The organism is Devosia sp. 63-57, from assembly GCF_001899045.1.
GTDB lineage: Bacteria > Pseudomonadota > Alphaproteobacteria > Rhizobiales > Devosiaceae > Devosia > Devosia equisanguinis.
The window spans coordinates 1,563,879-1,587,382 of the sequence record NZ_MKUY01000005.1; the positions used below are offsets into that span (position 1 = coordinate 1,563,879).

General features: G+C 64.1%; 25 protein-coding genes. 17 read left to right on the forward strand and 8 right to left on the reverse strand.

Annotated features, from left to right (window positions below; genetic code table 11):
- Positions 1-46: 46 nt before the first annotated feature.
- Positions 47-907 (reverse strand): NAD-dependent epimerase/dehydratase family protein, encoded by an 861-nt coding sequence (locus BGO80_RS15770; protein ID WP_286722214.1) that lies wholly within the window; start codon positions 905-907, stop codon positions 47-49.
- 210 nt (positions 908-1,117) lie between these two features.
- On the opposite strand from BGO80_RS15770, the gene BGO80_RS15775 reads away from it, so the two are divergent.
- The 3 genes from BGO80_RS15775 to BGO80_RS15785 all read left to right on the forward strand — a co-directional run bounded on the left by BGO80_RS15775 (position 1,118) and on the right by BGO80_RS15785 (position 3,093).
- A complete protein-coding gene (locus tag BGO80_RS15775; RefSeq protein ID WP_126150319.1) occupies positions 1,118-1,552 on the forward strand; it encodes a hypothetical protein in 435 nt (144 codons plus the stop codon).
- Positions 1,553-1,672: 120 nt separating this feature from the next.
- A complete protein-coding gene (locus BGO80_RS15780) occupies positions 1,673-2,002 on the forward strand; it encodes an SH3 domain-containing protein (protein WP_164550333.1) in 330 nt (109 codons plus the stop codon).
- Between the two features lie 92 nt (positions 2,003-2,094).
- A complete protein-coding gene (locus BGO80_RS15785; RefSeq protein WP_286722215.1) occupies positions 2,095-3,093 on the forward strand; it encodes an asparaginase in 999 nt (332 codons plus the stop codon).
- Positions 3,094-4,101: 1,008 nt separating this feature from the next.
- On the opposite strand, the gene BGO80_RS15790 is transcribed toward BGO80_RS15785, so the two are convergent.
- Together BGO80_RS15790 and BGO80_RS15795 are read right to left on the reverse strand one after the other, a co-directional pair.
- Positions 4,102-4,716 (reverse strand): superoxide dismutase, encoded by a 615-nt coding sequence (locus tag BGO80_RS15790; protein WP_286722216.1) that lies wholly within the window; start codon positions 4,714-4,716, stop codon positions 4,102-4,104.
- 269 nt (positions 4,717-4,985) lie between these two features.
- Positions 4,986-7,061, reverse strand: coding sequence for a S9 family peptidase (locus BGO80_RS15795; RefSeq protein ID WP_286722217.1), 2,076 nt, complete (start codon positions 7,059-7,061; stop codon positions 4,986-4,988).
- A 266-nt stretch (positions 7,062-7,327) separates the two neighbouring features.
- Here BGO80_RS15795 and mbhE point away from each other — a divergent pair, with 266 nt between their 5' ends.
- From mbhE to BGO80_RS15850, 11 genes are all read left to right on the forward strand, one after another.
- Positions 7,328-9,703, forward strand: a complete 2,376-nt coding sequence (gene mbhE, locus BGO80_RS15800; RefSeq protein ID WP_286722218.1) for a hydrogen gas-evolving membrane-bound hydrogenase subunit E — start codon at positions 7,328-7,330, stop codon at positions 9,701-9,703.
- The gene (locus BGO80_RS15805; protein WP_286722219.1) at positions 9,700-10,128 is read left to right on the forward strand and encodes an MnhB domain-containing protein; all 429 of its coding nucleotides are present in this window, start codon (positions 9,700-9,702) and stop codon (positions 10,126-10,128) included. The genes mbhE and BGO80_RS15805 overlap by 4 nt, the downstream gene beginning before the upstream one ends.
- A complete protein-coding gene (locus tag BGO80_RS15810; RefSeq protein ID WP_126151721.1) occupies positions 10,128-10,505 on the forward strand; it encodes a Na+/H+ antiporter subunit C in 378 nt (125 codons plus the stop codon). The genes BGO80_RS15805 and BGO80_RS15810 overlap by 1 nt, the downstream gene beginning before the upstream one ends.
- 4 nt (positions 10,506-10,509) lie before the next feature.
- Entirely contained in the window at positions 10,510-12,114 is a 1,605-nt protein-coding gene (locus BGO80_RS15815; protein ID WP_286722220.1) for a proton-conducting transporter transmembrane domain-containing protein, read from the forward strand.
- Positions 12,111-12,590: a Na+/H+ antiporter subunit E gene (locus BGO80_RS15820; protein WP_286722221.1), complete on the forward strand. Its 480-nt coding sequence runs from the start codon at positions 12,111-12,113 to the stop codon at positions 12,588-12,590. Before BGO80_RS15815 ends, BGO80_RS15820 begins: the two co-directional genes overlap by 4 nt.
- Entirely contained in the window at positions 12,587-12,898 is a 312-nt protein-coding gene (locus tag BGO80_RS15825) for a cation:proton antiporter (RefSeq protein WP_286722222.1), read from the forward strand. The genes BGO80_RS15820 and BGO80_RS15825 overlap by 4 nt, the downstream gene beginning before the upstream one ends.
- Entirely contained in the window at positions 12,885-13,235 is a 351-nt protein-coding gene (gene mnhG, locus BGO80_RS15830; protein WP_126151725.1) for a monovalent cation/H(+) antiporter subunit G, read from the forward strand. Before BGO80_RS15825 ends, mnhG begins: the two co-directional genes overlap by 14 nt.
- 127 nt (positions 13,236-13,362) lie before the next feature.
- Positions 13,363-13,782, forward strand: coding sequence for a Ros/MucR family transcriptional regulator (locus BGO80_RS15835; protein WP_126151726.1), 420 nt, complete (start codon positions 13,363-13,365; stop codon positions 13,780-13,782).
- A 380-nt stretch (positions 13,783-14,162) separates the two neighbouring features.
- On the forward strand, positions 14,163-14,528 hold the full coding sequence (locus BGO80_RS15840; protein ID WP_126152189.1) for a helix-turn-helix domain-containing protein: 366 nt from the start codon (positions 14,163-14,165) through the stop codon (positions 14,526-14,528).
- On the forward strand, positions 14,518-15,018 hold the full coding sequence (locus tag BGO80_RS15845) for a DUF6456 domain-containing protein (RefSeq protein WP_286722223.1): 501 nt from the start codon (positions 14,518-14,520) through the stop codon (positions 15,016-15,018). Before BGO80_RS15840 ends, BGO80_RS15845 begins: the two co-directional genes overlap by 11 nt.
- A gap of 77 nt (positions 15,019-15,095) precedes the next feature.
- Positions 15,096-16,124 (forward strand): acyltransferase family protein, encoded by a 1,029-nt coding sequence (locus BGO80_RS15850; RefSeq protein WP_286722224.1) that lies wholly within the window; start codon positions 15,096-15,098, stop codon positions 16,122-16,124.
- 3 nt (positions 16,125-16,127) lie between these two features.
- Here the strand turns inward: BGO80_RS15850 and BGO80_RS15855 are convergent, their stop codons facing one another.
- The 4 genes from BGO80_RS15855 to BGO80_RS15870 form a co-directional block, all read right to left on the reverse strand.
- A complete protein-coding gene (locus BGO80_RS15855; RefSeq protein WP_286722225.1) occupies positions 16,128-16,556 on the reverse strand; it encodes a SufE family protein in 429 nt (142 codons plus the stop codon).
- 89 nt (positions 16,557-16,645) lie between these two features.
- The gene (gene rnk / locus BGO80_RS15860) at positions 16,646-17,101 is read right to left on the reverse strand and encodes a nucleoside diphosphate kinase regulator (protein ID WP_286722226.1); all 456 of its coding nucleotides are present in this window, start codon (positions 17,099-17,101) and stop codon (positions 16,646-16,648) included.
- A gap of 378 nt (positions 17,102-17,479) precedes the next feature.
- Positions 17,480-17,686: a hypothetical protein gene (locus tag BGO80_RS15865; RefSeq protein ID WP_126152184.1), complete on the reverse strand. Its 207-nt coding sequence runs from the start codon at positions 17,684-17,686 to the stop codon at positions 17,480-17,482.
- A 372-nt stretch (positions 17,687-18,058) separates the two neighbouring features.
- Positions 18,059-18,415: a hypothetical protein gene (locus BGO80_RS15870; RefSeq protein WP_286722227.1), complete on the reverse strand. Its 357-nt coding sequence runs from the start codon at positions 18,413-18,415 to the stop codon at positions 18,059-18,061.
- Between the two features lie 433 nt (positions 18,416-18,848).
- On the opposite strand from BGO80_RS15870, the gene BGO80_RS15875 reads away from it, so the two are divergent.
- The 3 genes from BGO80_RS15875 to BGO80_RS15885 are packed head-to-tail and all read left to right on the forward strand — an operon-like array spanning position 18,849 to position 22,177.
- Positions 18,849-20,663, forward strand: a complete 1,815-nt coding sequence (locus BGO80_RS15875) for a sensor histidine kinase (RefSeq protein ID WP_286722229.1) — start codon at positions 18,849-18,851, stop codon at positions 20,661-20,663.
- Positions 20,660-21,832: a peptidoglycan-binding domain-containing protein gene (locus BGO80_RS15880; RefSeq protein ID WP_286722230.1), complete on the forward strand. Its 1,173-nt coding sequence runs from the start codon at positions 20,660-20,662 to the stop codon at positions 21,830-21,832. Before BGO80_RS15875 ends, BGO80_RS15880 begins: the two co-directional genes overlap by 4 nt.
- Positions 21,833-22,177 carry a DUF1491 family protein gene (locus BGO80_RS15885; protein WP_286722231.1) on the forward strand — a complete coding sequence of 115 codons (345 nt, stop codon included), beginning with the start codon at positions 21,833-21,835 and terminating at the stop codon, positions 22,175-22,177. It abuts the gene before it with no gap.
- Between the two features lie 5 nt (positions 22,178-22,182).
- Here BGO80_RS15885 and BGO80_RS15890 read toward each other — a convergent pair whose 3' ends face one another.
- Positions 22,183-23,301, reverse strand: coding sequence for a DUF2336 domain-containing protein (locus tag BGO80_RS15890; RefSeq protein ID WP_286722232.1), 1,119 nt, complete (start codon positions 23,299-23,301; stop codon positions 22,183-22,185).
- Positions 23,302-23,504 lie beyond the last annotated feature (203 nt).

Below are 23,504 nucleotides of genomic sequence, written 5' to 3' on the forward strand. Positions count from 1 at the left end.
GGCTAGCAATAGGACGTTCCGCCACGCCACTTTGGTCGTAGACCGATCAGGCCACCGCGTTGCGCCAGCTATATTGCGGCGAAAAGCCCAGCATGCGCTTGGCCTTATCGATGGAGAGCAGGGTGGAGTTGGTCGCGATATTGCCGCGCTGCTCGACCTCTGGGAAGACTTCGGCCAGCAGCGAAATGTTCGAGCGGCTCATGACCGTGTCGGCATTGGCGATGATGAAGGCTTCAAAGCCCTTGAAATCGGCAAGAATGGCGCGTCGCACGGCCTGGGCGCCGTCGCGGGCGTCAATGTAGCCCCAGAGATTCCACTTGCGCTTGTTGGGGTCGCTGTCGAAACCGGGGAAGGTGGCGTAGTCCTCCGGGTACATGACGTTGGAAAAGCGCAGGCCGACGATGCGCAGGTCCGGATCCCAGCGGCAGAACTGGGCTGCCATGGTCTCGTCGAGCAGCTTGCCGAGTGAATACGCGCTTTCCGGTCGCGGAAAATATTCTTCGTCTACAGGTACATAGGGCGGTGGCGTGTCGAAGGGCAGGCCGAGCACGGTTTCGCTCGAAGCGAAGACGACATTCTTGATGCCGGCCAGGCGGCAGGCTTCGAAGATGTTGTAGCTGGCCGCGACATTGTTGCTGATCGTGCGCGCATTGGCGGCCAGACCCGGCGCCGGAATAGCCGCCAGATGCACCACGGCGTCGAAGGGGCCGCGCTTTTCGTCGATGCCGCCCAGAATGGCGGCGGCGACCTCGCCGAAATTGCTGAGATCGACGCGGACGCTGGGGCAGATGGGCTCGGGCAGGGCCTGCTGGTCGAGGTTGAGCACGTCAAAACCATGCTCGACCAGGTCGCGCAAGACGGCGCGTCCTAGCTTGCCGCTGCCGCCCGTCACGAGAATTTTCGTCATGCCAACCTCCTCAGATTTCAAGCAAATTTCGCGTTCCTCAGGCGTGGAGAATATCGCAAACCCCTAGCAATGCCAACCGCTTGCATGGGTAAACGGCAGATGAATGGCGCTCTCAGGGGCGGTTCAAACCAAGTGTGGGAAAACATCGATCAAGGTCGATGGAGGGACATCGACGGGGCGCTTCGCCCGGATCGAAACAGGAGACTTCAAATGCTCAAGCTCACCACGCTCATGCTCGTCGCCGGTCTTGCCACGGCAGCCACCACCACAATGTCCAGCGCCGCCGTCTGGGTCGCTGGCCAGCAGAACCAGCAGACCAAGCCGGTCGCCTCGTCCAATTCGGGCAATTGCGCCGACGAAATGGGCCATATGCGCCGCGTAAAGGCCTCAGATATCGAAGCAATTCGCGGCAATGACGTGTGGCTGATCCCCATCTGCGAGGAGCTGCATCTGACCGGCCGCGGCGACTATGGCGCGCTGTTCGTCAATGGCAATGTCGATCGCCTGCGCACCCCGATCGCCCGTAATGCCACGCTGATGGCCGCGCTCAAGGCCAAGGGCTACGACCAGAACGACGTCGTGTCGCTGCGCTTCGGCGGCAATAACGGCATCGTCCTCTATGTCTACCAGCGCCACATGAATTGAGCGCTTCACCCGGACCCTGACCGCGATATGAACGGATTCTGAACGCGCCTCTCAGGGTGAGTTCAAATCGGGGCGGTTAGGGTCTCTCCAACGATGACAATCGTCCAGGGGGACAGTCAAATGAACAAGGCTCAGGAAAAGGTTCTGGTCGCTGCACTCTGCGGCCTCGTGGTCACGGCCGCGGCCGCTTTCGCCGTGCAGCCGGCACTGGCCGCCGGATATTCGGTCGAGACGCTGGCGCGGGTGAGCAATGTGGCTCAGTGGGATCAGCTCAATGTGCGCAAATGGCCGGCCAGCTACTCGCAGAAGGTCGGTGCGCTCAATCCCGGCACCCGTGTCTGGGTCGAACGCTGCATCGAGGTCGAGAACAGCACCGACTGGTGCCTCGTCGATCGTGGCTCGGTTCAGGGTTGGGTCAATTCCCGTTTCCTGACCCCGATCAAGGGCTGACGCCGCCGCGCATCACCCCACCTCCAACCCATGCATGTTGACTTTTCCGGTCCAGCGCTGTTCGTGGCAGCGTCTGGGCCGGAGTTTTTGATATGGATGCCAATCCCGTTCTCGTCGAAGTCGTGCGTGGCAACTGGGTGGAGAACCGCCATCGCGGCGCCTTCGTGGTGACCGATGCCGATGGCACCATCATCGCCTCGGCCGGCGATATCGACCGTCCGATCTTTCCGCGCTCGGCCATCAAGTCGATGCAGGCGCTGGCCATCTTCGACCGCCACGCGATCGAGAAATTCCATCACACATCCGAAGAGCTGGCGCTGGCCTGTGCCTCCCATCATGGTGAGGACGACCATGTGAGCAATGTCGCGCATTTCCTCGAGCGCATGGGGCTGTCGGCCAATGATCTCGAATGCGGCGCGCATATGCCCACCAATGGCAAGGCGCGCGAAGCGCTGCGCGCGGCGGGGCAGGACCCCAGCCCGCTGCACAACAATTGCTCGGGCAAGCATTCGGGCATGCTGAGCGTGGCGCTGGCCATGGGCGTGCCCACCGAGGGTTATGTGACCCGCGAGCATGAGGTGCAGCGCGCCGTGCGGGCGGCGGTGGAGGCGGTGATTGGTGAGGCGCTGACCGAAGATCGCTGCGGCACCGATGGCTGTTCCATTCCCACCTGGGCCGCCCCGATCCGCAGTTTTGCGCAGGGTTTTGCCCGCATGGCCACCGGCAAGGGGCTGGATGCCGGCCATGCCGCGGGCGCAAAGGCGCTGTTCGATGCGGCCACGAGCCACCCCCATCTCGTCGCCGGCACCGGTCACCTCGACACGCTGGTCATGGCGGCCTTCAAGGGCAGTGTGATGCAGAAGGGGGGCGCCGAAGGCGTGCAATGCGGCGCCATTCGCAGCAAGGGCTGGGGGTATGCGCTCAAATGCGACGACGGCAATATGGCCGCCAGCCAGGCCATGGTCGCAGCCCTGCTGCTGAAATTCGCCGACCCGGATGCGGCACAGCGCGAGGTGCTTGAACAGTTCGCGCGGCTGCCGACCAAGAATGTGCGTGGGGCTGTCGTGGGTGAGATGCGGGCGGTGCTTTAGCGGCGTTTCACGTTCTGGTTGATGCGGCTCCAGCGCCACCCCCCTTGAGGGCAGTGTTTACTTTGGTCTCATCGGGAGGCACGGTGACCGCGGCTCCTGCTCTCCCTCCCCCTTGAGGGGAGGGCCGGGGTGGGGGTGCTGCGGGCGCCGCAAACCCCCATTTCCAAACGGATTCTCCGATAGTTCAGCACCCCCACCCTCATTCCCTCCCCTCAAGGGGGACGGAGGCCGGCCGGTGTTTTTGGCTAGACTTTGTCTACGAAGCGATGCAGCCCCTACCCCAGGTGGGACGGTGGAGTAAGGGTGGGGCCGGCTGAGGCGGTTAGCCATTGAGCGTCACCCTTGGCCTTGAGCCGAGGGGTTTGTTTGGTTGTCGCGACGTTGAGAGCCCTCGGGTCTTCGCCCGAGGGTGACGATCGGCGGCTGGGGGACAGCCTGTGGGTGTGGCAGGTGTGTCAAACCTGGGGTTTGAGCGTTCGGCGCACCCCCACCCGGCCTCCCCCTGAAGAAGGGGGAGGGGTTGCATCGTGGTTGGGCGAGATGATGTCACAGGCACTGGGTTTATCTCTCGCTATTGGCACGCTGCTTCCTAACCAAAACTCCGCCCTCGGGCTTGATCCGAGGGCCAATCTCCACGCGCACCAATGGCACGCGGTGGCTTGCTGACGGGCCCTCGGGTCGAGCCCGAGGGCGGAACGGTGGGTGGGGGACGGTGTCGTTTTAGTAGGGCTGGCTGAGGCGGTTAGCCACTGATCGTCACCCTCGGCCTTGAGCCGAGGGGGTTTGTTTGGTTGTCGCGACGTGGAGAGCCCTCGGGTCTTCGCCCGAGGGTGACGATCAGCGGCTGGGGGACAGCCTGTGGGTGGGGGACAGCCTGTGGGTGGGTGACGATCTGTGGTTGGGTGACGGCCGGAGGTTGGGTAACGGCCTGCGGTTATCGCCATCGCAGGCGCACAAAAAAACGGCGGGATTGCTCCCGCCGTTGCATGAGGTGAAGCGGCGCCTGGATCAGGCGGTGGCTTCCTCGAACAGCTTTTCGACGTGTTCCCAGTTCACGAGATTGTCGAACCAGGCTTCGAGGTATTTTGGGCGGGCGTTGCGGTAGTCGATGTAATAGGAGTGTTCCCACACGTCGACGCCGAGCAGCGGCTTGCCGCCATGGACCAGCGGGGACTCGCCATTGGCGGTCTTGGTCACTTCCAGCTTGCCGGTCTTGTGGTTGAGCGACAGCCAGGCCCAGCCCGAACCGAACTGGGTGGTGCCGGCCTGGATGAAATCGCCGCGGAACTTGTCGAAGCCGCCGAGATCTTCGTCGATCTTGGCTGCGAGCTTGCCCGGCAGGGACTTGCCGCCGCCATTGGGCTTCATCCAGTTCCAGAAATGGACGTGGTTATAGTGCTGGCCGGCATTGTTGAAGAGGCCGGCATTCTTGCCAAAGCTCTCCTTGACGATGTCTTCGAGCTCGAGAATTTCCAGACCCGACCCTTCCAGCAGCTTTTCGCCATTGGTGACGTAAGCCTGGTGGTGCTTGTCGTGGTGGAATTCGAGCGTTTCCGCCGACATATAGGGGCCCAGCGCATCGTAAGCGTAGGGCAGCGGTGGAAGGGTGAATTTGGTGGTCATGTTAGCCTCCGTTCGAGAATGGTATGACGCTGGTGAAACTGGCTAGAGCAATTCGCTGTCCGCAGGACTTTCGGCCTTGTCGCCTCCCTCCCCCTTGAGGGGAGGGAATGAGGGTGGGGGTCCAACGGTGGATCACTGAACCACCCCCTCCCCAGCCCTCCCCTCAAGGGGGAGGGGGCGATAGAGTCACGCTTTCCCAGATGTGAAAAGCTCCAAGTGTGTGCTTTTTATAGGCGCATGCGCGTGTCGCAACAATGTCGGCGGGTGAACTAACCATCCAATCCGACTGACTTTATTGCAAAGGCGTAGCACTGGGCGGTTTCCTTGAGACGGTCGAAGCGACCGGACGCGCCGCCATGGCCGGCACCCATATTGGTCTTGAGGTATAATGGTGCATCCCCGGTCTTGGTTGCCCGAAGTTTTGCCACCCATTTGGCAGGTTCCCAATAGGTGACGCGCGGATCGGTCAGCCCGGCCAGGGCGAAAATCGGCGGATAGGCCTGGGCCGACACGGCCTCATAGGGCGCATAGGCGGCGATGCGCTCATAGTCGGCGGGGGAGGTGATGGGATTGCCCCATTCGGGCCATTCCGGCGGGGTCAGCGGCAGAGTGTCGTCGAGCATGGTATTGAGCACGTCGACGAAGGGCACCTGTGCGATGATGCCGCCCCAGAGGTCCGGCCTGAGATTGGCGATGGCGCCCATCAGCATGCCGCCGGCCGAGCCGCCCTGGGCGACGATCCTGCCCTTTGACGTATAGCCCTGCTCGATCAGCATTTCTGCAGCGGCGATGAAATCGGTAAAAGTGTTGGTCTTATGCTCGCGGCGACCCTGCTTATACCAGCGATAGCCTTTTTCCATGCCGCCGCGGATATGGGCAGTGGCGTAGACAAAGCCGCGATCGACCAGCGACAGCACCGAAACCGAGAAGGCCGCCGGCATCGACATGCCATAGGCGCCATAGCCGTAGAGCAAGGCGGGGTTGGAGCCGTCGAGCCTGGTGCCCTTGCGATAGAGCAGGGTGACCGGCACCTGCTCGCCATCCGGCGCGGTGGCGAAGAGCCGGCGGGTTTCGTAATCGGCGGGGTTGTGGCCCGAGGGCACTTCCTGGGTTTTCAGCAGGGTGCGCTGGCCGGTTTCCAGGTCGAAATCGAAGACCTGGCTGGGCGTGGTGGGCGAGGAATAGGACAGGCGGAACACCGAGGTGTCGAATTCATAGCCGGTGGACATGCCCAGCGAATAGGCCTCCTCGGCGAAGCGCACGACCTCTTCCTTGCCGGTGCGCAGGTCGCGGGCGACGATGCGCGGCAAGCCGTCCTCGCGCTCGAGCCGCAGCAGGTGGTTTTTGAGCAGGGCCACGTCGAGCACCAGCACGCCCTCGCGATGGGGCACAAGGTCTACCCAGTTGGCGGCGGCCGGCGCGTCGGCGGGGACGGTCACGATCTTGTAGTCCTCGGCGCCGTCCGCATTGGTGCGGATATAGAGGACGCCGTCGCGCTCATCGACCTCGTATTCGCGATCGGTGACGCGGGGGGCGACGAGGCGCGGCTCACCGCCCTGTTCCGCGTCGATGAGATAGACTTCCGAGGTCTGGTGATCGTGGGCGTCGATGACGATGAACTTGTCCGACAGCGTCTTGCCGACGCCGACGAAGAAACCGGGATCGCTCTCCTCATAGATGATCGGGTCGGCGGCCTGGTCGGTGCCCAGATCGTGGCGGCGCACGCGATAGGGGCGGTGGTTGTCGTCATATTCGGTATAGTAGATGGACTTGGAGTCATTGCTCCAGACATAGGAGCCGGCGGTCTCCCGGATCACCTCGCCGGTATCGGTGAGGCTGGCGAGATCGCGCAGCACGATGTCGTAATATTCCGAGCCGGCGCGGTCGGCGGCCCAGGCGAGCAGAGCGTGGCCGGGATCGTGGCTGGCGCCGGCAAAGCCGAAATAGTCCTCGCCCGCTTCGATATTGCAATCGAGCAGCACGGTCTCGGCGCCGCCATCGCGGGCGGTGCGCACGATCTGGGGATATTGCTTGCCCTCGAGCATGCGCGAATTATAGGCGAAGGGGCCATCTGGCGAGGGGACGCCGCTGTCGTCTTCCTTGATGCGGCCGCGAATCTCCTTGTAGATCACGTCCTGCAGGGCGGCGGTGGGCTGGCCGAATTCGGCCTCGTAATAGTTGTTCTCGGCCTCGAGATAGGCGCGGATTTCGGCATCCAGCGTCTCGGGCTTCTGCATCACTTCCTGCCAATTGTCGGCGCGCAGCCAGGCATAGTCATCGACGCGGGTGACGCCGTGATGGCTATGCGAATGGGCAAGGCGCTTGGCGAGGGGGGCTTTGGCCATGGTGAGGCAATCTCCACGAAGGACAGGGCGCGGCCGGGCCGCACGATAAGGCTGGCAAGGACATAGGCCTTGGCCGGGGGGATGGAAAGGGGGAGGTGCCCGGATTTGCGGGCGGGGCGGGACCGTAGAGTCGGTGGGCCGCAAGCGGATTTGGTTGGCACAATGGGCAGTTTCCCCAGAAGTCGGCGCTTGCGAGTCCGGTTTTGCTTGAGCGGGGGGCTCCATTCGTTAAGGTTCGCCTCGGAATCGTAGCGAAGGGTCTTGGTTTGGACACGCAGACAAGCATCGCACTGGCCGCACTGGCGCCTTTCGGGGCAGCCATCCTCGCCCCTGCGATCCATCATCTGCTTGGCCGGCTGAGTGGCTATGTCCTGGCCCTGGTGCCGCTGGGCATTTTCTATGTGCTGTTGGGTTTTCTCGACACCATTGCGGCGGGTAATAGCGTCAGCGTCGCCATCGGCTGGGTGCCGGCCTATGGGTTGGATCTGAGCTTTCATCTCGACGGGCTGAGCCTGGTCTTCGCGCTGACCATTTCGGGAATCGGGGCGCTGATCGTGCTCTATTCGGGGGCCTATCTCGCCGGGCACAAACATCAGGGGCGTTTCTTCGCCTTCATTCTCGCCTTCATGGGCGCCATGCTGGGGCTGGTGCTGGCCGATAGCCTTCTGGCGCTGTTCCTGTTCTGGGAATTGACCTCGGTCACCTCGTTCCTGCTCATCGGCTTCGACCATGCGCGCCAGGCGGCGCGGCGGGCGGCGATCCAGGCGCTTGTCATCACCAATATCGGCGGCATGGCGCTGCTGGCCGGGGCGGTGCTGGTGCATCAGCTCACCGGCAGCTGGGAGATGAGCGCGGTGCGGGCCATGGGGCAGGGGCTGCAGGAGCACGCGCTTTATGGCTTGGTGCTGAGCCTGTTCGTGGTCGCAGCTTTCACCAAATCGGCACAGGTGCCGCTGCATTTCTGGCTGCCCAATGCCATGGAGGCGCCGACGCCGGTGTCTGCGTTCCTGCATTCGGCCACCATGGTGCAGGCGGGCGTTTACTTGCTGGCACGGATGACGCCGGTGCTTGGCGGCACAACGGTCTGGACGATGCTGCTGGTGGGGTTTGGCGCGGTGACGCTGCTCTGGGGCGCGCTGGCGGCGATCAAGCAGACCGATCTCAAGCAGATGCTGGCGCAGACCACGCTCGCCTCGCTGGGCCTGCTGGTGCTGCTGATCGGGCTGGGCAGCACCTATGCCATCGCAGCGATGATGATCTATTTCGTGGCGCATGCGCTCTACAAGGCAGCCTTGTTCATGGTGGTGGGGGCCATCGACCACGAGACCGGGACGCGCGACATCACCGCACTGGGTGGGCTGGCCGACAAGATGCCGGTCAGCTTTATCGGCGCGGCGCTGGCGGCGCTGTCCATGGTCGGCCTGCCGCTGACCGTGGGCTATTTCGCCAAGGAAGAAATGTATCTGGGCGTCATGGGCGGCGACTGGCAGCTGATCGCCACGCTTGTGGTGCTGGTGGCGGGCAATGCGCTGCTCGCCGGGGTGGCACTGCTGGTGATGATCCGGCCGTTCCTGGGCGAGACCGTGCCGACGCCGAAATCGGCGCATGAGGCGCCGGTCGCCATGTTGGCGGGCCCGATCCTGCTTGGCGGGCTCGGCGTCGTTGCCGGCGTCGTGCCCGATGGGGTGGGCGTGTTGGTGGCCGAGCCGGGGGGCGCTGCCATATTGGGCGAAACGGTCAAGACCCATCTGACTCTCGTGCTCGATATTGCCAGCCCGCTGCTCTGGCTGTCGGCCCTGACCTGGGCCCTGGGTATCCTGGTCTATCGGCAGGCCGACACCATGCGCACCCTGCTGCGGCGGGTGGACCATAAGCTGGGCTGGAATGCCGACAAGGTGTTCGATGCGGCCATGTTCGGGCTCATCCGCTTTGCCGGGGCCGTGACGCGGGTGCTGCATCACGGACGGCTGGAGCTCTACCTCGTCGCGGTGTTCGCCGCGATGGGCCTGGCGCTGTTCGTGCCCATGCTGACGCTCAACGGGCTGGCCTGGATGAGCTTGCCCGAAGAATTGGGACAATGGTCCAACAAGGTCGGACTGGGCTCGCTGCGCATCTATGAATGGGGCGTGGTGGTGCTGGCCGTGGCGGGTCTGGTGGCGGTGCTGCTATCGCGGACACGATTGGTGGCCATCCTGTCGCTGGGCGTGCAGGGGGCGGCGCTGGCGCTGATCTTCTTGTTGTTCGGGGCGCCGGACCTGGCCTTCACCCAGCTGATGGTAGAAGTGTTGGCGGTGGTGATCCTGACCTTCGTGATGACGCGGCTGCGGCTCGACGACCGCGATCCCCGACCCTTCGAGGACCTGGCGCGCGACGGCATGCTGGCGCTGTTCTGCGGACTGGGCGTGGCGCTATTGCTGATGCAGGTGTTAAGCGGCACGCTCGATACCCGCCTCTCCGATCTGTTCACCGCCACCAGCGTGCCGATCGCCCATGGGCACAATATCGTCAACGTCATCCTGGTCGACTATCGCGGCTTCGATACGCTGGGTGAGATTTCGGTGGTGATGGGCGCTGGGCTCGCCATCCTGGCGCTGCTGCGGCGGCGCAAGAAGGTCGATGCGGCCGGAAAGGCGGCACCATGAACACGGTGATCTTCCGAACGCTGGCCCCTGTCATCGTCGCCACCATGCTGGTGTTCTCGGTCTATGTGTGCCTGCGCGGCCATAATGAACCGGGGGGCGGCTTTATCGGCGGCCTGATCGGCGCGGCATCCATCGGTGTGCTCGGCATGGCCTGGGGCGCCGAGGCGGCAAAGCGGGCGCTCAAGATCGACCCCATGGTGCTGGCCGGCTGCGGCGTGGTGCTGGCGGGCGCCTCGGGCCTGCTCAGCGTCTTTATCGGCGCGCCGTTCATGACCAGTATCTGGCTCTATCTCGATCTGGGCGAAACGGTGCTGCCGATTTCGACGCCACTGTTTTTCGACCTCGGGGTCTATCTCGTGGTCTTCGGCACCCTGTCGGCCATCGCGCTGGCGCTTGAAGGCGATGACGGAGAGGAGATACCCTGATGGACTATATTCTCGCCGCGCTAGTTGGCCTGTTCATTACTGCGGGTGTCTACCTGCTGCTGTCGCGCTCGGTGATCCGCATGCTGTTGGGCATGACCATTTTCGGCAATGGCGTGAACTTGCTGATCTTCACCGCCGGCCGGGTGATGCGGGAAATCCCGCCCATCGTGCCGCCGGGCCTTGATACCCCCGATGGAGCCATTGCCAATCCGCTGCCGCAGGCGCTGATCCTCACCGCCATCGTCATCGGCTTTTCGATGTTCGCCTTTCTCCTGGTGCTGGCCTTCCGCGCCTATCAGAGCCTCGATGCCGATAATACCGACGCCATGCGGCTGGCTGAACCCGAACGGGCGCCGCAGCCGCCCCTGAGTTATTGACGCCATGGCCGCTTCTTCTTCCGATGTCACCCTGCCGGTGGCCATGATCGAGACGGCGACGCCGCTTCTGGCCTGGACCATTGTCCTGCCGGTGGCTCTGGCGCTGATGGGCGCCGCCAGCCTGTTGCTACTGCGTCGCTGGCCGCGCGCCACGCTGCCGGCGGCAGTAATTGTCGTGCTCGCCATCCTGGTCTGTGAAGCGGCCTTGCTCTGGCAGGTCTATACCGGCGGGCCGGTGAGCATGACCATGGGCAAATGGCTTCCGCCCTTCGGCATCAGCCTTAGCGCCGACCTCTTTGGCGCCGGCTTTGCGCTGGCCGCCGCGCTGGTGACGCTGGTAGTGCTGATCTATGCCGAAACCGACCGCGACGAGAGCGATCGGGGTGACAATTTCCACGCCATGGTGCTGTTGCTGCTGGCTGGGGTGACGGGCGCCTTTCTCACCGGCGACCTGTTCAATCTCTATGTCTGGTTCGAGGTGACGCTGATTGCTTCGTTTGGTTTGCTGGTTTTGGGCGGCCGGCCGGTACAGCTCGATGCGGCAGTGAAATATGGCTTCCTCAATTTCCTCGCGACGACATTGTTTCTGTTGTCGCTGGGGCTGCTTTATGGGCTGCTCGGCACGCTCAACATGGCTGACATCATGCGCGTCGCGCCGCAGGCCAGTCCGGCGGCGATGACCGGAGTGGCGGCCCTGCTGCTCCTGGCCTTCGGCATGAAGGCCGCGGCCTTTCCGCTCAATGCCTGGCTGCCCGCCTCTTATCACGTGCCGCCGGTGGCGGTATCGGCGCTCTTCGCCAGCCTGCTGACCAAGGTGGGCGCCTATGCCCTGCTGCGGGCGCTGGTGGCAGTGTTGCCTGGCAGTCGCGATGTGCTCGAGCCGGTGCTGGTGCTGCTGGCCATCCTCACGCTGGTGCTGGCGCCACTGGGCGCCATTGCCGAGACGCATCTGCGCCGCGCCATCGGCTTCCTGGTCATTGGCGGCATCGGCGCCGTGCTGGCCGGCATCGCGCTGCCCAACGCAAGTGGCGTGGCGGGCGCCGGGCTTTATGTGTTCCACGCCATGCTGACCATGGCCGTGCTCTATATGGTCGCCGGACTGATTGAGAAGCGCAGCGGGGCGTTCGACACCCGACAGATGGGCGGCTTCTACGCCGCCAGCACGCCGCTCTCGATCCTGTTTCTCGGTGCGGTCCTGGCCACGGCCGGCGTGCCGCCCTTTCTCGGCTTCTGGCCCAAGCTGCTCTTGTTGCAGGCGGGGGCGGAGCAGGGGGTGAGCGGTAGTGCCGATGCCTGGATGGCGACGGCCCTGGTGGTGGCATTGCTGGTCAATGCCGTGCTGACACTGATCGCCGGTACGAGGCTCTGGGCCCATATTTTCTGGCGGCAGGGCAAAGAGGGCGCGTCCGAGCATGATGCACTGGCCTTGCTGTCGCTTGACCGGCGCGGCCGGCTGGGTCTGGCGATGAGTGTGGCGCTGGCGCTGGTGGTCGGCGCGGCGGGCCTCTGGCCCAATCCGATGATGGCCGGCGCCCGCGACGGCGCCAGCGATATGCTCAACCCAGCGCGCTATGTTGCTGCGACCGGGTTGGCAGGAGACGAGCCATGAATACTGCGCTTCTGGTCCTGATACTGGCCCTGCTATGGGCGGGGACGACGGGCAGCTTTTCTGGCCTCAACCTGTTGTTCGGGGGCCTGCTCGGACTGGCGGCAGCCTTTCTGTTGCGCGACAGCCTGTCGAGCCGCAGGGGCCTGCGCCGCATGGGGCGAATCATCAGGCTGCTGGCCCTGTTCCTCTACGAATTGATGGCCAGCGCCGTGCGCGTGGCGCTGGTGGTGATTCGTCCCGACCTAAAGGCCGTGGTGCGGCCGGCGATCGTGGCGGTGCCGCTCAGCGTCACTTCAGATGCCGAAATCACGCTGCTCGCCAATCTCATCACCCTGACGCCCGGCACGCTGAGCATCGATGTCTCGCCGGATCGCAAGCATCTCTATGTTCATGCCCTGACCATGGACGACCGCGAGGCGCTGATCGCCGACATCGTCAATGGCTTCGAAAAGCAGGTGAAGGCGGTGTTCGAATGAGCCCGGAACAGTTCATCGACGTCACCAGCCTCATTGCCCTGGTGCTGCTGGGGCTGGCTTTGCTGCTCTCCATGGTGCGCATCGTCATCGGGCCGACCCTTGCCGACCGGGTGCTGGCGCTGGACCTGTTGACCGTGGTGGCCATGGGGTTCATCGGCGCGGTGGCGGTGCGCACCGGCATCTCGCTCTATCTCGACATCGCCATTGCCGTGGCGCTGCTGGGTTTTCTCGCAACTGTCGCACTCGCCCGCTACATCCTCAGTCGCGGCGCCAGGGCAGAGGAGGCTTATCGCGATGGCGGGGCTTGAACTCTATATCGGCGGCACGGTGCTGCTGCTGGGTGCGGCCTTCACCCTGCTGGCCAGCGTCGGCGTCATCCGGCTGCCCGACCTCTATACGCGCATGCATGCCGCGTCCAAGGCAGGCGCGGTGGGTGGCGGACTGATCTTGCTGGCGGTGGCACTGGTGGGACAAGATAGCGCAGTGGCATTACGGGCGATCATTGGCATCGTTTTCCTGTTGTTAACCACGCCGCTGGGCGCTCATCTGCTGGCCCGCGCCAGTTATATTTCCGGATACAGACCAGACGGCGCCACCCGCAGCGACAAACTGGATTTGAACAGCGGTCAAAATTCCGCCACATGAATAGTTCTTGCCATTACATGCAAAATATAGTCGCGCGGCTTGCCTGTCGCAATAAACGGGGCTAGGACTAAGATAAGCTGACAACTGCCCTTGTTGCGGCTCAATAAAAATTTCGGAAGGTTGAAAAATGAACGACGATACCGGCGCGTTCGCTGGTGGTGAGTCCGATCTGATCGAACTCAGCACGGAAATTGTCTCCGCTTATGTAAGCCACAACGCCGTCAGCCCCAGCGACTTGCCCAAGCTCATCGCTGAAGTCCACGGTGCCCTGCGCGCCTTGCAGTCCAACGAAGTACCCGCACCAGTCGAAGAGCTCAAGCCGGCAGTGCCGGTGCGCAAGTCTGTGGCCGCCGACTACATCATCTGCCTTGAAGACGGCAAGAAGTTCAAGTCGCTCAAGCGCCACCTGCGCACCCACTACAACCTCTCCCCCGAAGAATATCGCGAGAAGTGGGGTTTGCCGGCCGACTATCCGATGGTCGCGCCCAGCTATTCGGCGACCCGTTCGCAGCTGGCCAAGGACAATGGCCTCGGCCGCAAGGCCTGACGCAGCCGCGTCTTTCTCAAGACGCCGCCAGCACGCGGGGCAGCACGCCTCGCTCTCGATAATTCCTCCCCCTGACGCAGGGGGAGGGCCGGGGCGGAGGGGTGGTGAATGATCCACTCATGGACCCCCACCCTCAATCCCTCCCCACAAGGGGGAGGGAGGCGCAAGTGCCCCGAGTCCACCTCAGTTTGAAATGGTCTAGTCCAAACGCTGTGGCCGCCCATCGGGCGGCTTTTGTGTTTCTCGGGGTCTGCGGGAGCGGGCTTCTGCGTCGGCGCGGCGAAAGCGCATGTTTAACAAAGAGATAAGATATTTATCCTCGGATGGCTGGTCATTGGGCAGGATGTAGGAATATTATCCTTCATCTGACGGAGTTTTCGATGCCTGTTCGCACCATCAAGCGCCACCGTTTTTCCGCGACGCGCGCCGCGCTGCAGCCAACTGCACCCTATGATCGCATTGTCACCCTGGTCTCGGCGGAACGGCAGGTGCCGACGAAACTTATTCTGAATGCGTCGCGGTGCCGATCGCGCGCCTCCAAGGCGCGGCATCTGGCCATGTATCTGGCGCATGTGGTTTTCGGGGAAAGCCTGGCACGGGTGGGCGTCGCCTTCGGACGAGATAGGACAACTGTCTCCCATGCCTGCGCCCAGATCGAGGACCTGCGCGACGATCCCAGTTTCGATGCTGAAATCTGCCGGCTGGAACGGTGCCTGCAGCAGGAGGGCGTCAGCCATGATGCCTGACATGCAGAAGGGTGACGAAACCCCCGACGCCGTACAGCGGCTGTTGGCGCGGCGCGGCAATGAGGCGGGATTTCTGGGCGATCAGCATGGCGAGGCGGCGCGGCGCCTAGCGCGGCTGATGCGCAGGGCGCAATTGAGCCAGCGGGTCACCATGTCGTATGACGCCAGCCATGTCGGCGGCAATCGCGGGCGGCCAGTGCAGGGGGAGCTGGCCGATAGCGCCGCCGAGGCGCGGCGGCTGCTGGGCGCACTGGCGCATCGCCTGCCGGGTGATTGCTGGTCGGTGCTGGTGGATGTGTGCTGCTTCGATCGCGGTCTGCAGGATATCGAGCTCAGCCATGGCTGGCCGCGACGCGGCGCCAAGCTGGTGCTGCGCATCGCCCTCGATCAGCTGGCTTCGCTCTGGGGACTGGGTGGCGTAGCGGAGGGCAGGGCCCAGGGACGCCAGCGCCACTGGCTGCCGGAGAGGCCGCCGATGTTCGCCGATTAACGATGTAAGCATCGGTAATGATGGCAAGCGAACAAGACGTGGTATGACGCTGGTCTCGGATGCTGCGGTGACCGGAAATGCAGGGCAAGCTCCCCACGATACAATATCTGCGCGGTCTGGCGGCGATGCTGGTCGTGGCCTCGCACGCCCTGCTTTATCCTTTGGCGGAACAGACCATCGCCTATGGGCGGCTGGGATGGCTGGGGGTCATCCTGTTCTTCGTGGTGTCCGGCTTCATCATGGTGACGGTGACGGGCACCGGATCGTTCGACCCCGTGGCCTTTCTCAAGCGCCGCATCCTGCGCATCGTGCCGCTCTACTGGGCCTTTACCCTGGTGGCGGCGGCGCTGGCGCTGGTGGAGCCGGGCCTGTTCAAGACCACGGTGTTCGATGGTGGGCAGCTGCTGAAATCACTGGTTTTCGTGCCGTTCTATAATCCCGCCAGCCATGGGCTGCATCCGCTCTACAAGCTCGGCTGGACGCTGAATTACGAGATGTTCTTCTATGTCGGCTTTGCGGTGCTGGCGCTGCTGACGGCGCGGCGGCGGGTGGCGGTTTTGACCATCGCCTATGTGGCGCTGGCGCTGACCGGGGCGCTGCGGCAGCCGGTCGATGCCATACCGGCCTTCTATACCAGCTTCATGCCGCTGGCCTTCGTGGCCGGGGCCTGGCTGGGACTGGCACAGATCGAGGGGCATTTGCAAAAGGTGCCGACACCGGTGCTGGTCGGGCTCGGCATCATGGCGCTGGCCGGGCTGGTGCAGGGCTTCACCTGGGACCATGGCCTGGTGGAAGACCCGGTGGCCTTTATCGGTCTGCTGAGCTTTGCAGCGGCCACGGTGGCGCTGGTGGTTGGCCTGGAGCCGGTGTTGCCGCGGGTGCGGTTTCTCGAGACGCTGGGCGATGCGTCCTATTCGATCTATCTGGTGCACATCTTCGCGGTGGCGGCGACGGCAGGCGTGCTGCTGCGGCTGCTCGATACCACCGATCCGCTGGTGACCAATGCCATCATCGCCTTTGCCATCGTGGCGGGGGCCGTGGCGGGGCTGATGCTCTACCGACTGGTCGAGCGGCCGCTGATGGGGCGGCTGCGCAAGCTGGCGTAGCTGCTACACCAGCGCGGCGCGGGCTTCGTTGCGCATGCGATTGACCATGGCGACGAGGCCATTGGAGCGCTGCATGCCCAGATGCTCGCTGAGCCCCAGTTTGCGGAACCATTCGATGGCATCGGTCTCGGCGATTTCGGCGGCAGGGCGGCCGGAATAGAGCGCGATCAGGACGGCGACGAGGCCCTTGGTGATGATGGCGTCGGACTGGCCGCGAAAGGTCAGCACCGGCGTGCCGCTTGCGCGCTCGGCATCCGATACCAGCCAGACATTGGAGACGCAGCCGCGCACCTTGTTCTCGTCGGTCTTGTCGGCATCGTCCATGGGCGGCAGCGCCTGGCCGAGCTCGATGAGATAATTGAGCCGGTCCTCCCAGTCGTCGAGGAAGCTGAGGTTTTCGGCGATGTCCTGGAAGGCGGCTGGCTCTGTCATGCCCCCTATCTAGGCGATCTGACCCGGCTTTGCCAGTTGGCAAAATGGGGATCGCGGCGGCGCCCGGGACAAGGCGCCGCCGTCCGATCTCAGGCCGCGCTCGGGCCCGGATCGTGATCAGGATCGATCCGTGGATCGATGGGGGCCGTGACCCGCAGCACGCGGATGCGCTGGCTTTGGCCGTCCGTCCCGAGCCAGGAAATACTCTGCCCTGGCCGCAGACCGAGAAGGGCGGCCCCCTCCGGAGTCGTCACCGCCAGATTATGCTCGTGCCGTTCGGCATTGGCGGGCAGGACCAGCTCGATCGTGCGTTCGCCGCCTTCGCTCGGCCGATAGCGCACGACGCTGCCAATGCGCACCACATCGGGCGGCAGCTGGGCGTCGGGCACGACGTGGGCGCGGTCCAATTCATAGAGCAGGTAGTCGGCGTGTTCGGCGCTGTGGCCGATTTCGGTGAGAGCGACGACGGTCAGGCGCCGACGCTCTTCTTCACCCACCACGATCTGCGGCGATTGCGTCCAATCCGACAAGGCTATGGTGGTCATCGCGCTTTTTCCTCCTGGTGCACAATGGCTGTCGGCGCGGCCGACCGGCGGTCGAAAATGCCGAACAGGTGCTCCGGGGGTGCGCGATGTTCGGCATTGGCGTTGAGACACCACGGGCAGCGTATGGCGGCGCGTGGACGGGGTCCTGTACAGGAACGACAGAACCGCAGGGCGGGCATTTTAGGTCTCCTTGGGTGGTTGGGTTGGTTAAGGGGTTAAGGGAAAGTTACGGGATTGGAGGGGTGGAAAGTTCCAAAGTGCAGGGCCCTCGGGTCGAGCCCGAGGGTGACGGCTGGCGGAGGCTGAGCCTGCAGAACCCCCACCCTCAGGTTCTCTTATCAAGTGGGAGTTGAGGCTGTGGCGCTCGATGCCCTGCCGTCAGATCTGCGCCCGGGCCAGTTGTTGGAGGATGCGGCGGCGGTCGTCGAGGGAGGCGAGACGGATGGTCATGGTCTCGGTCTTGATCGGCGTCTGTGGGGGCAGGCGGTAGGGCAGGCCGGGGAGGTGGGCCTCGGCCCAGGCCTCGAAACGGCTGAGCTTGTTGCCGCCGCTGATCGGCAGGGTGAGCGAATATTTGAACGTCATGGTCATCACTCCGATGAACATATCCGACATGACGAAGGGCGCGGCAAAGCCACGTCCGGAGCGTCTGCGGATAGGTGTAATTGAGCCTACGAGATTGCGATGATCCTGGTGCCGCTCTTGCCCTGGGCAGGTAGCAACACCAGGCAATCAGCCTGCCTGGCGGCGATAATCTCGTTTTGGAGTGATGGTCGAAATCGGGCTCATGAGCGCCATCATGGCCATATTGCCCGCTTTGTCAAATTGGCGCCCGGGCAAAGAAAAAGCCGCAAATGCGGGGCTGCGCATCTGCGGCTGGACCCTGATCGGAACTGTATCACCGGGGCGGAGACACGATCGGGGTCGAGGTCTTGGAGGCACGGCGGGGGCGCGCCGTCATCCCGCCCTTGCCGGTCGAGGCCGGGGGAAGGGGACCGGAGGGGCGGCCGGAGACGTCTGCATGTCGTCAACGGCCTGGGCGGAAAGCTTCTCGGCCGGGGCGGAAAGGTGTTCCACCGGGGCGGAACGGTGTTCCGCCGGACCGGCAGGTTTGAGGGCAGCGGCTGCGATGGCCTTGCCACCAATGCACGTGAGGTCGGTGCACTCGATCTGTTCGATCTGGCTGGCAATGAACTGGCTGCCCTGTGCCATGGCTTGTGCGGACAGGGCAGACGCGGACTCGCGCACATCCATTTCCGGCTTGATGACCAGAAAGGCGAGTGTGAGCCAGAATGCGGAGCGCAGCAAAAACATCAACCGGACCTAGTTCGCATGGCCGCCATGAGCACCCAATGCGAGCTAACCTCTTGTTTGGTCGCGCTTCCAAACCGCAAAAGTGTTGCCACTTCTGCTGGAAGCGTTCCCGCCAGCAGGACCCATTCCCACCGGATTTGAACCAAAATCTAAGCGCCTGCCGTTAAGCGCGGCTGCGCCCAATCGATACAATTTGAGTCAAATTGCCCCGCCAGCGTTAAGCGCGGGCAACCCCTTGTTTACGCTAACTGGCGAAAGGCCGCTTCGGCCTGAGTCGAAGGGGCACCAAAGCCCCCGCGCTTAAACCTGTCTTAGCGGTTGGCGCGTCAGTTTCATCGCAACAGACCCGGACCTCATCCGGGCAGCGATCCAAGCAAGGATCGCCGAACCGGCCGCGCGGCCGGAATCATGGCGTCGGTTTGTGAGTTTGTTGATGCGTAGCCTACAGTTCTTCGGCAGCAAGGGGTTCGACCCCGCCTTGGCCGGGACCGGGAGCCGGCCGGAAGCGCTGCGCCGCAAGACCATCGCCAACAATGCCCGCCTGATGAGCCTTGCTGCCCTCCTGGCCCTGGTGCCCGCCACCTATGGCCTTGTCGTGGGGGCAGGCCTGCCCTTCGTGCTGGCTGCCATGATGCTGGCTGGCGGCATGCTGAGCCTGACGCTGCAGCAGCGCCATCTCTATGACATGGCCGCGCTTGCCCAAGTGGCGACGCTGATGGGGACGGGCCTGGTGCTCACCGCCATCGATCCCAACCTGGCCGATGCGGGGTTGGCCATCGTGCTGATGGGCCCGGTCTTGGCGGCATTGATCGCGCGGCCAGACATGCGGCGCTGGAGCTGGCTGGCCATGGCCATTGTCGCCATTGTCGGCGGCGGGCTTGGCCTTGCCGGCGTCACTGCGAATGGCAGCACCATGCTGCTGGAAAGCTCTGCCATCACCTTCCTTATCGCCTTCGCGGTGGTGGCGCATAGCGCCCATTGCATCGCCACGGCCTATGAAGTGCACGACAGGGCACAGATCAGCGCCTATCGGCACCTGATCGAGCATGTGCATGACGCCGTGGTGCGCTTTGCCGGCGGCGGCCATATCCTTCTGACCTCGCGGTCGTCGGAAACCCTGTTCGGTTGCCCGCGCTATCAATTGTCGAGTGGCGGCTTGCTCGAGCGCGTGCATGTGCTCGACCGGCCGAACTATATGACGGCCTTTGCCGACGCCAATCAGGGCGGTCGCAGCCGCACCATCGAAGTGCGGATGCGTCGCGACGATCCGCGCGCCACCGGCAATGTACCGCAGTTCATCTGGGTCGAGATCAGCCTGTCACCGATTCTCGACGGCGAGAGCAGCGACGGCCGCAATGAAGTCATCGCCCTGATGCGCGATATCACCAAGCGCAAGGACGCCGAGGCGGCCATGACGCGGGCACACACTACGGCCGAGGAAGCCTCGCAGGCCAAGTCGCGGTTCCTGGCCACGATCGGGCATGAACTGCGCACCCCGCTCAATGCCGTGGTCGGCTTCTCCGAGATGATGAGTTCGGGCATCGGTGGCGAATTGTCGCCGACGCATAAGGAATATGCCGGACTCATTCACCAGAGCGGCAAGCATCTGCTCGAAGTGGTGCGCATGCTGCTCGACATGTCGCGCATCGAGGCCGGGCGTTTTGAAATCCAGGCCGAACCGATGCAACCCGCCGAGGTCGTGCCGGCTTGCCTGCCCATGGTCGAGACCATGGCCCAGGCGCGGCGCATCCAGATCACCGCCGATATCGAGCCGAACCTGCCCATGCTGGTGGCCGATGAGCGCGTGTGCCGGCAGGTGATGATCAATCTGCTCTCCAACGCCATTAAGTTCAGCCATGAAGGCGGGCAGGTGACAGTGTCGGTGCGCCGGCAGGGGCAGTCGATCAATTTCTCGGTGCGGGATCGCGGCATCGGCATGGCGCCTGCGGCGCTCAAGCGCATCGGCGAGCCGTTCTTCCAGGTGCAGGACGGGCTGACGCGCCAATATGAAGGCACTGGGCTCGGGCTCTCCATCGTCAAGGGGCTGGTGGAGCTGCATGGTGGTACCCTTAGGGCACTGTCCGAAATTGGGGCAGGGACAACCATGACGGTGTTGTTGCCCATAAACGGTCCGGCAACCAAAGCGGGCGACACTGCCGAAGTTCTCACCCTCCATAAAGAGCCCAATCCGGCCGCATCAGTTTCCAGCCCAGTTTCATGGCCAAACGAAAAAAGAAAAGCGCAATGACGGCTTCGACCCTCTCCCAGCTGCCCCTGATGGCGGGTGGCGCCCTGCTTGGCACGCTGAAAACCGGCGGTCAGTGGGCCTTTTCGCAGTATATGCGCGCGCCGCTGGCCTCCACGGGCCTGCTGGCGCTCGTCACCATGACGGCGCTGGCGGGCAGCAATGCGCTCTATTTCCAGCGGGGCATGCATCCCTCGCCATTCTTCGGCGTGGCGCGCGATGTGCCGGTGGCGCCGATGCCGCTGCCGGTGGAAGAACGCCCGGAAAGCGCCGCAGTGCTGAGCCTGCCGGCGGCGAGCCAGCCGCAGACAACAGGCAGCGTGCAACCCGCGCCGCAGGTGGTACCGGATGCGCCGGTGGGCAATACCGAGGTTTTCGCCGTGCAGAAGAAGCTCTCGGAGCTAAAGCTGTTCGACGGCAAGGTCGATGGCTATTACGGCCCGATGACGGCGCGGGCCATTCGTGCCTTCGAGGAGCGCAATGGCATGAAGCCGATGGGGGCGATGGAGCCCTCGGTGATTCGCGCCATCCTGAGTTCGGATGCCGGCGGCATGGTCAGTGCGCCGGTGCAGCAGCAGGCGCAGCCGCAACCTCAGCCCGTTGCCGTGGTGGCGCCGCAGCCGGTGGCCGTGGCCCCGACGCCGGCCCCTGCGCCGATCGTGGTGCAGCCGGTGGTGCAGCAGGCCGACCAGGTGGTGGGACGCCTGCCGGCGCTGTCGCCGGCCGAACAGACCTTTGACCGCGTCGCCGAATCGGCGGCCAGCAGCATCGACAACATCATTGCCGCGGTGGACAATTCGCGCACCCCGCCGGCGCAGATGGCCAATCCGCCGATCCCGACCGCTCCCGTGGCGCAGGCAGCAACCACCCAGCCCATGCCGGCCCCGGTGGTGCAGCAGCCGGTCCAGCAGGTCCAGGAGCCCGCCGTCATGGTGGCCTCGATCTCCGAAGTGCCGCAATCAGGCCCGCCGGCCACCAATGTGCAGCTGGTGACGCAGATCCAGCGCGGACTGGCGAGCCTGGGCTTCTTCCGCGCCCCCATCGACGGCAAGCCCGGCCCGGAAACGGCCCGCGCCATCCGCGAATTCGAGAATTTCCATAGCTACAAGATGACCGGGCAGGTGCAGCCGGATCTGGTGGAGCTGCTGGTCAAGGCCGGGGCCTCCATCTAGGTGTCCAGCCTGCGCAGCGATTTGTGGTGCATGGCCTTTGTGCGGCGTCACAACGACCTGGGCCATATGTGCGTGGTGGCGCGCAGGGGCGACCCCATCGCCGGGCAGGTGTTCATCGAGGTGGACCATCTCGATGGCACGCGCTCGCTGTTCACCCCGGCGCCGGTCGTCAGTCGCGGCGAGGGTGCCGGGCTGGTGTTCCAGAAGCGCTTCGAGCATGTCGAGCCGGACCAGGTGCGCCAGCGCATCGAGCAGGAAGCCAAATTCGATCCTGACCTGTGGGTTCTGAGCGTCGATATGCGTGGTGACGATATCGGCGTGGACGTGGTCCGCGCCGATCGTTAGCGGCGTCAGCTGGCGCGGCGGGCGCCGATGCGGGCGAGGGCTTCGATGGCCTGCTCGACCACGGGATTCTGGGCGGGCGCCGCGGTGGTGGCTGCTGCGGTGCGCCGGCTGGGCTGGGTGAAGGGCTGGTATTGCGGCTTGCTCAATTCGAGCAGGTTCACCTCGCCGCGCCAGGCGCTCATCAGATAGGCCATGGATTCGGACGAGACGGTGCCGAACAGGGTGGCATAGTCGGCCAGGGCCTTGGAACGCTCGGTGTCGTGGCTGGTGGCGTGGATCAACACCTTGAGCCCGTCATAGGCGGTGGCCCCGAAAGCGCGCAGGATCACGAACAGTGCAGCGCCGGTGGCGTCATGGGCGATCTGGCCGCAGCGGACCTCGTCGAGCCCGGTGATCTGGGCGAGAAGGCGCGTGACCTCCGGACGACGATTCTCGGAAAAGAGCTTCATCAGCGCCTTGGTCAACTCGGCGCTGGCCACCGAGAGCTGCTCGATGGTGCGGGTGATCGGAGCGACCGGGGTCTCGCGGTTGGAGAAGGCCTGAATGACCTTGATTCGGTGGCTGTCGGAGAGGTCGAAGAAGGCAGGCGCCAGGAGGGCCGCGTCGAAATCCTTGCGGCGGCCAAGGGCTTCGGCCACCAGGTGATCCATCTGCGCCGAACGGGCGAGCGCACTGAGATAGGCGCCGCGCGGCGTGATGGCGGTATTGGCGGCAAGGGCGCGATAGACCTTGCGCGAATTCATCTGGAAGAGCTTGGCCAGCACCACATTGGAGAGGTTGGCGCGGGCGGCGAGCGTGGCGCAGGCCGGCACGTCATAGCGCGCGATAATGTCGAGCATGGTCTGGTCGGACAGCTCGGCAGCGGTTTCGAGGAAGGGAATGAGGTCCTCGCCGATATTGTCGACCACCAGCTGTTCGAGGGCCGGCGACAGCACTTCGGCGCGACCGAGAATGGCCGCGCCCTTGGCGCGGGCTTGCGGGCCGGCCGTGGGAAAGAGGCGCGCGGCGAGGGTCTCAAACTGTTCCATCTCGGGAACGGTCGGCTTGCCGCGACGGGCATAGGCGTCACACGCCGCGATCAGCAGCGTGTTCGTACGGTCGACGCCACCGGTCTCGATCAGCAACTGAAACGTCTCGTAAGGCTGAAATCCAAGCATTCTGGGGGAACCGTCGACTCGCTAAGCCATCAATTTCGATGTGTGATCACTTTTGACGGCAATTCGTTAGCAGACTGTTAACCTTGACGATCTCTTAATGAGGTCAAGCGCGAGGGGCGTCGCGCCGGGACTTTCCGACATCAACTCGCTGGCTCCGTTGGGGAACGGGG

Coding starts and splice junctions, on each gene's coding strand:
- BGO80_RS15805 (WP_286722219.1), top strand. CDS start 9,700: ATGAACACGGTGATCTTCCGAACGCTGGCCCCTGTCATCGTCGCCACC.
- BGO80_RS15870 (WP_286722227.1), bottom strand. CDS start 18,415: ATGTTTTTGCTGCGCTCCGCATTCTGGCTCACACTCGCCTTTCTGGTC.
- mnhG (WP_126151725.1), top strand. CDS start 12,885: ATGGCGGGGCTTGAACTCTATATCGGCGGCACGGTGCTGCTGCTGGGT.
- BGO80_RS15825 (WP_286722222.1), top strand. CDS start 12,587: ATGAGCCCGGAACAGTTCATCGACGTCACCAGCCTCATTGCCCTGGTG.
- BGO80_RS15855 (WP_286722225.1), bottom strand. CDS start 16,556: ATGACAGAGCCAGCCGCCTTCCAGGACATCGCCGAAAACCTCAGCTTC.
- BGO80_RS15810 (WP_126151721.1), top strand. CDS start 10,128: ATGGACTATATTCTCGCCGCGCTAGTTGGCCTGTTCATTACTGCGGGT.
- BGO80_RS15790 (WP_286722216.1), bottom strand. CDS start 4,716: ATGACCACCAAATTCACCCTTCCACCGCTGCCCTACGCTTACGATGCG.
- BGO80_RS15795 (WP_286722217.1), bottom strand. CDS start 7,061: ATGGCCAAAGCCCCCCTCGCCAAGCGCCTTGCCCATTCGCATAGCCAT.
- BGO80_RS15850 (WP_286722224.1), top strand. CDS start 15,096: ATGCAGGGCAAGCTCCCCACGATACAATATCTGCGCGGTCTGGCGGCG.
- BGO80_RS15880 (WP_286722230.1), top strand. CDS start 20,660: ATGACGGCTTCGACCCTCTCCCAGCTGCCCCTGATGGCGGGTGGCGCC.
- BGO80_RS15875 (WP_286722229.1), top strand. CDS start 18,849: ATGCGTAGCCTACAGTTCTTCGGCAGCAAGGGGTTCGACCCCGCCTTG.
- BGO80_RS15775 (WP_126150319.1), top strand. CDS start 1,118: ATGCTCAAGCTCACCACGCTCATGCTCGTCGCCGGTCTTGCCACGGCA.
- BGO80_RS15820 (WP_286722221.1), top strand. CDS start 12,111: ATGAATACTGCGCTTCTGGTCCTGATACTGGCCCTGCTATGGGCGGGG.
- rnk (WP_286722226.1), bottom strand. CDS start 17,101: ATGACCACCATAGCCTTGTCGGATTGGACGCAATCGCCGCAGATCGTG.
- BGO80_RS15835 (WP_126151726.1), top strand. CDS start 13,363: ATGAACGACGATACCGGCGCGTTCGCTGGTGGTGAGTCCGATCTGATC.
- BGO80_RS15845 (WP_286722223.1), top strand. CDS start 14,518: ATGATGCCTGACATGCAGAAGGGTGACGAAACCCCCGACGCCGTACAG.
- BGO80_RS15840 (WP_126152189.1), top strand. CDS start 14,163: ATGCCTGTTCGCACCATCAAGCGCCACCGTTTTTCCGCGACGCGCGCC.
- BGO80_RS15815 (WP_286722220.1), top strand. CDS start 10,510: ATGGCCGCTTCTTCTTCCGATGTCACCCTGCCGGTGGCCATGATCGAG.
- BGO80_RS15770 (WP_286722214.1), bottom strand. CDS start 907: ATGACGAAAATTCTCGTGACGGGCGGCAGCGGCAAGCTAGGACGCGCC.
- BGO80_RS15780 (WP_164550333.1), top strand. CDS start 1,673: ATGAACAAGGCTCAGGAAAAGGTTCTGGTCGCTGCACTCTGCGGCCTC.
- BGO80_RS15785 (WP_286722215.1), top strand. CDS start 2,095: ATGGATGCCAATCCCGTTCTCGTCGAAGTCGTGCGTGGCAACTGGGTG.
- BGO80_RS15865 (WP_126152184.1), bottom strand. CDS start 17,686: ATGACGTTCAAATATTCGCTCACCCTGCCGATCAGCGGCGGCAACAAG.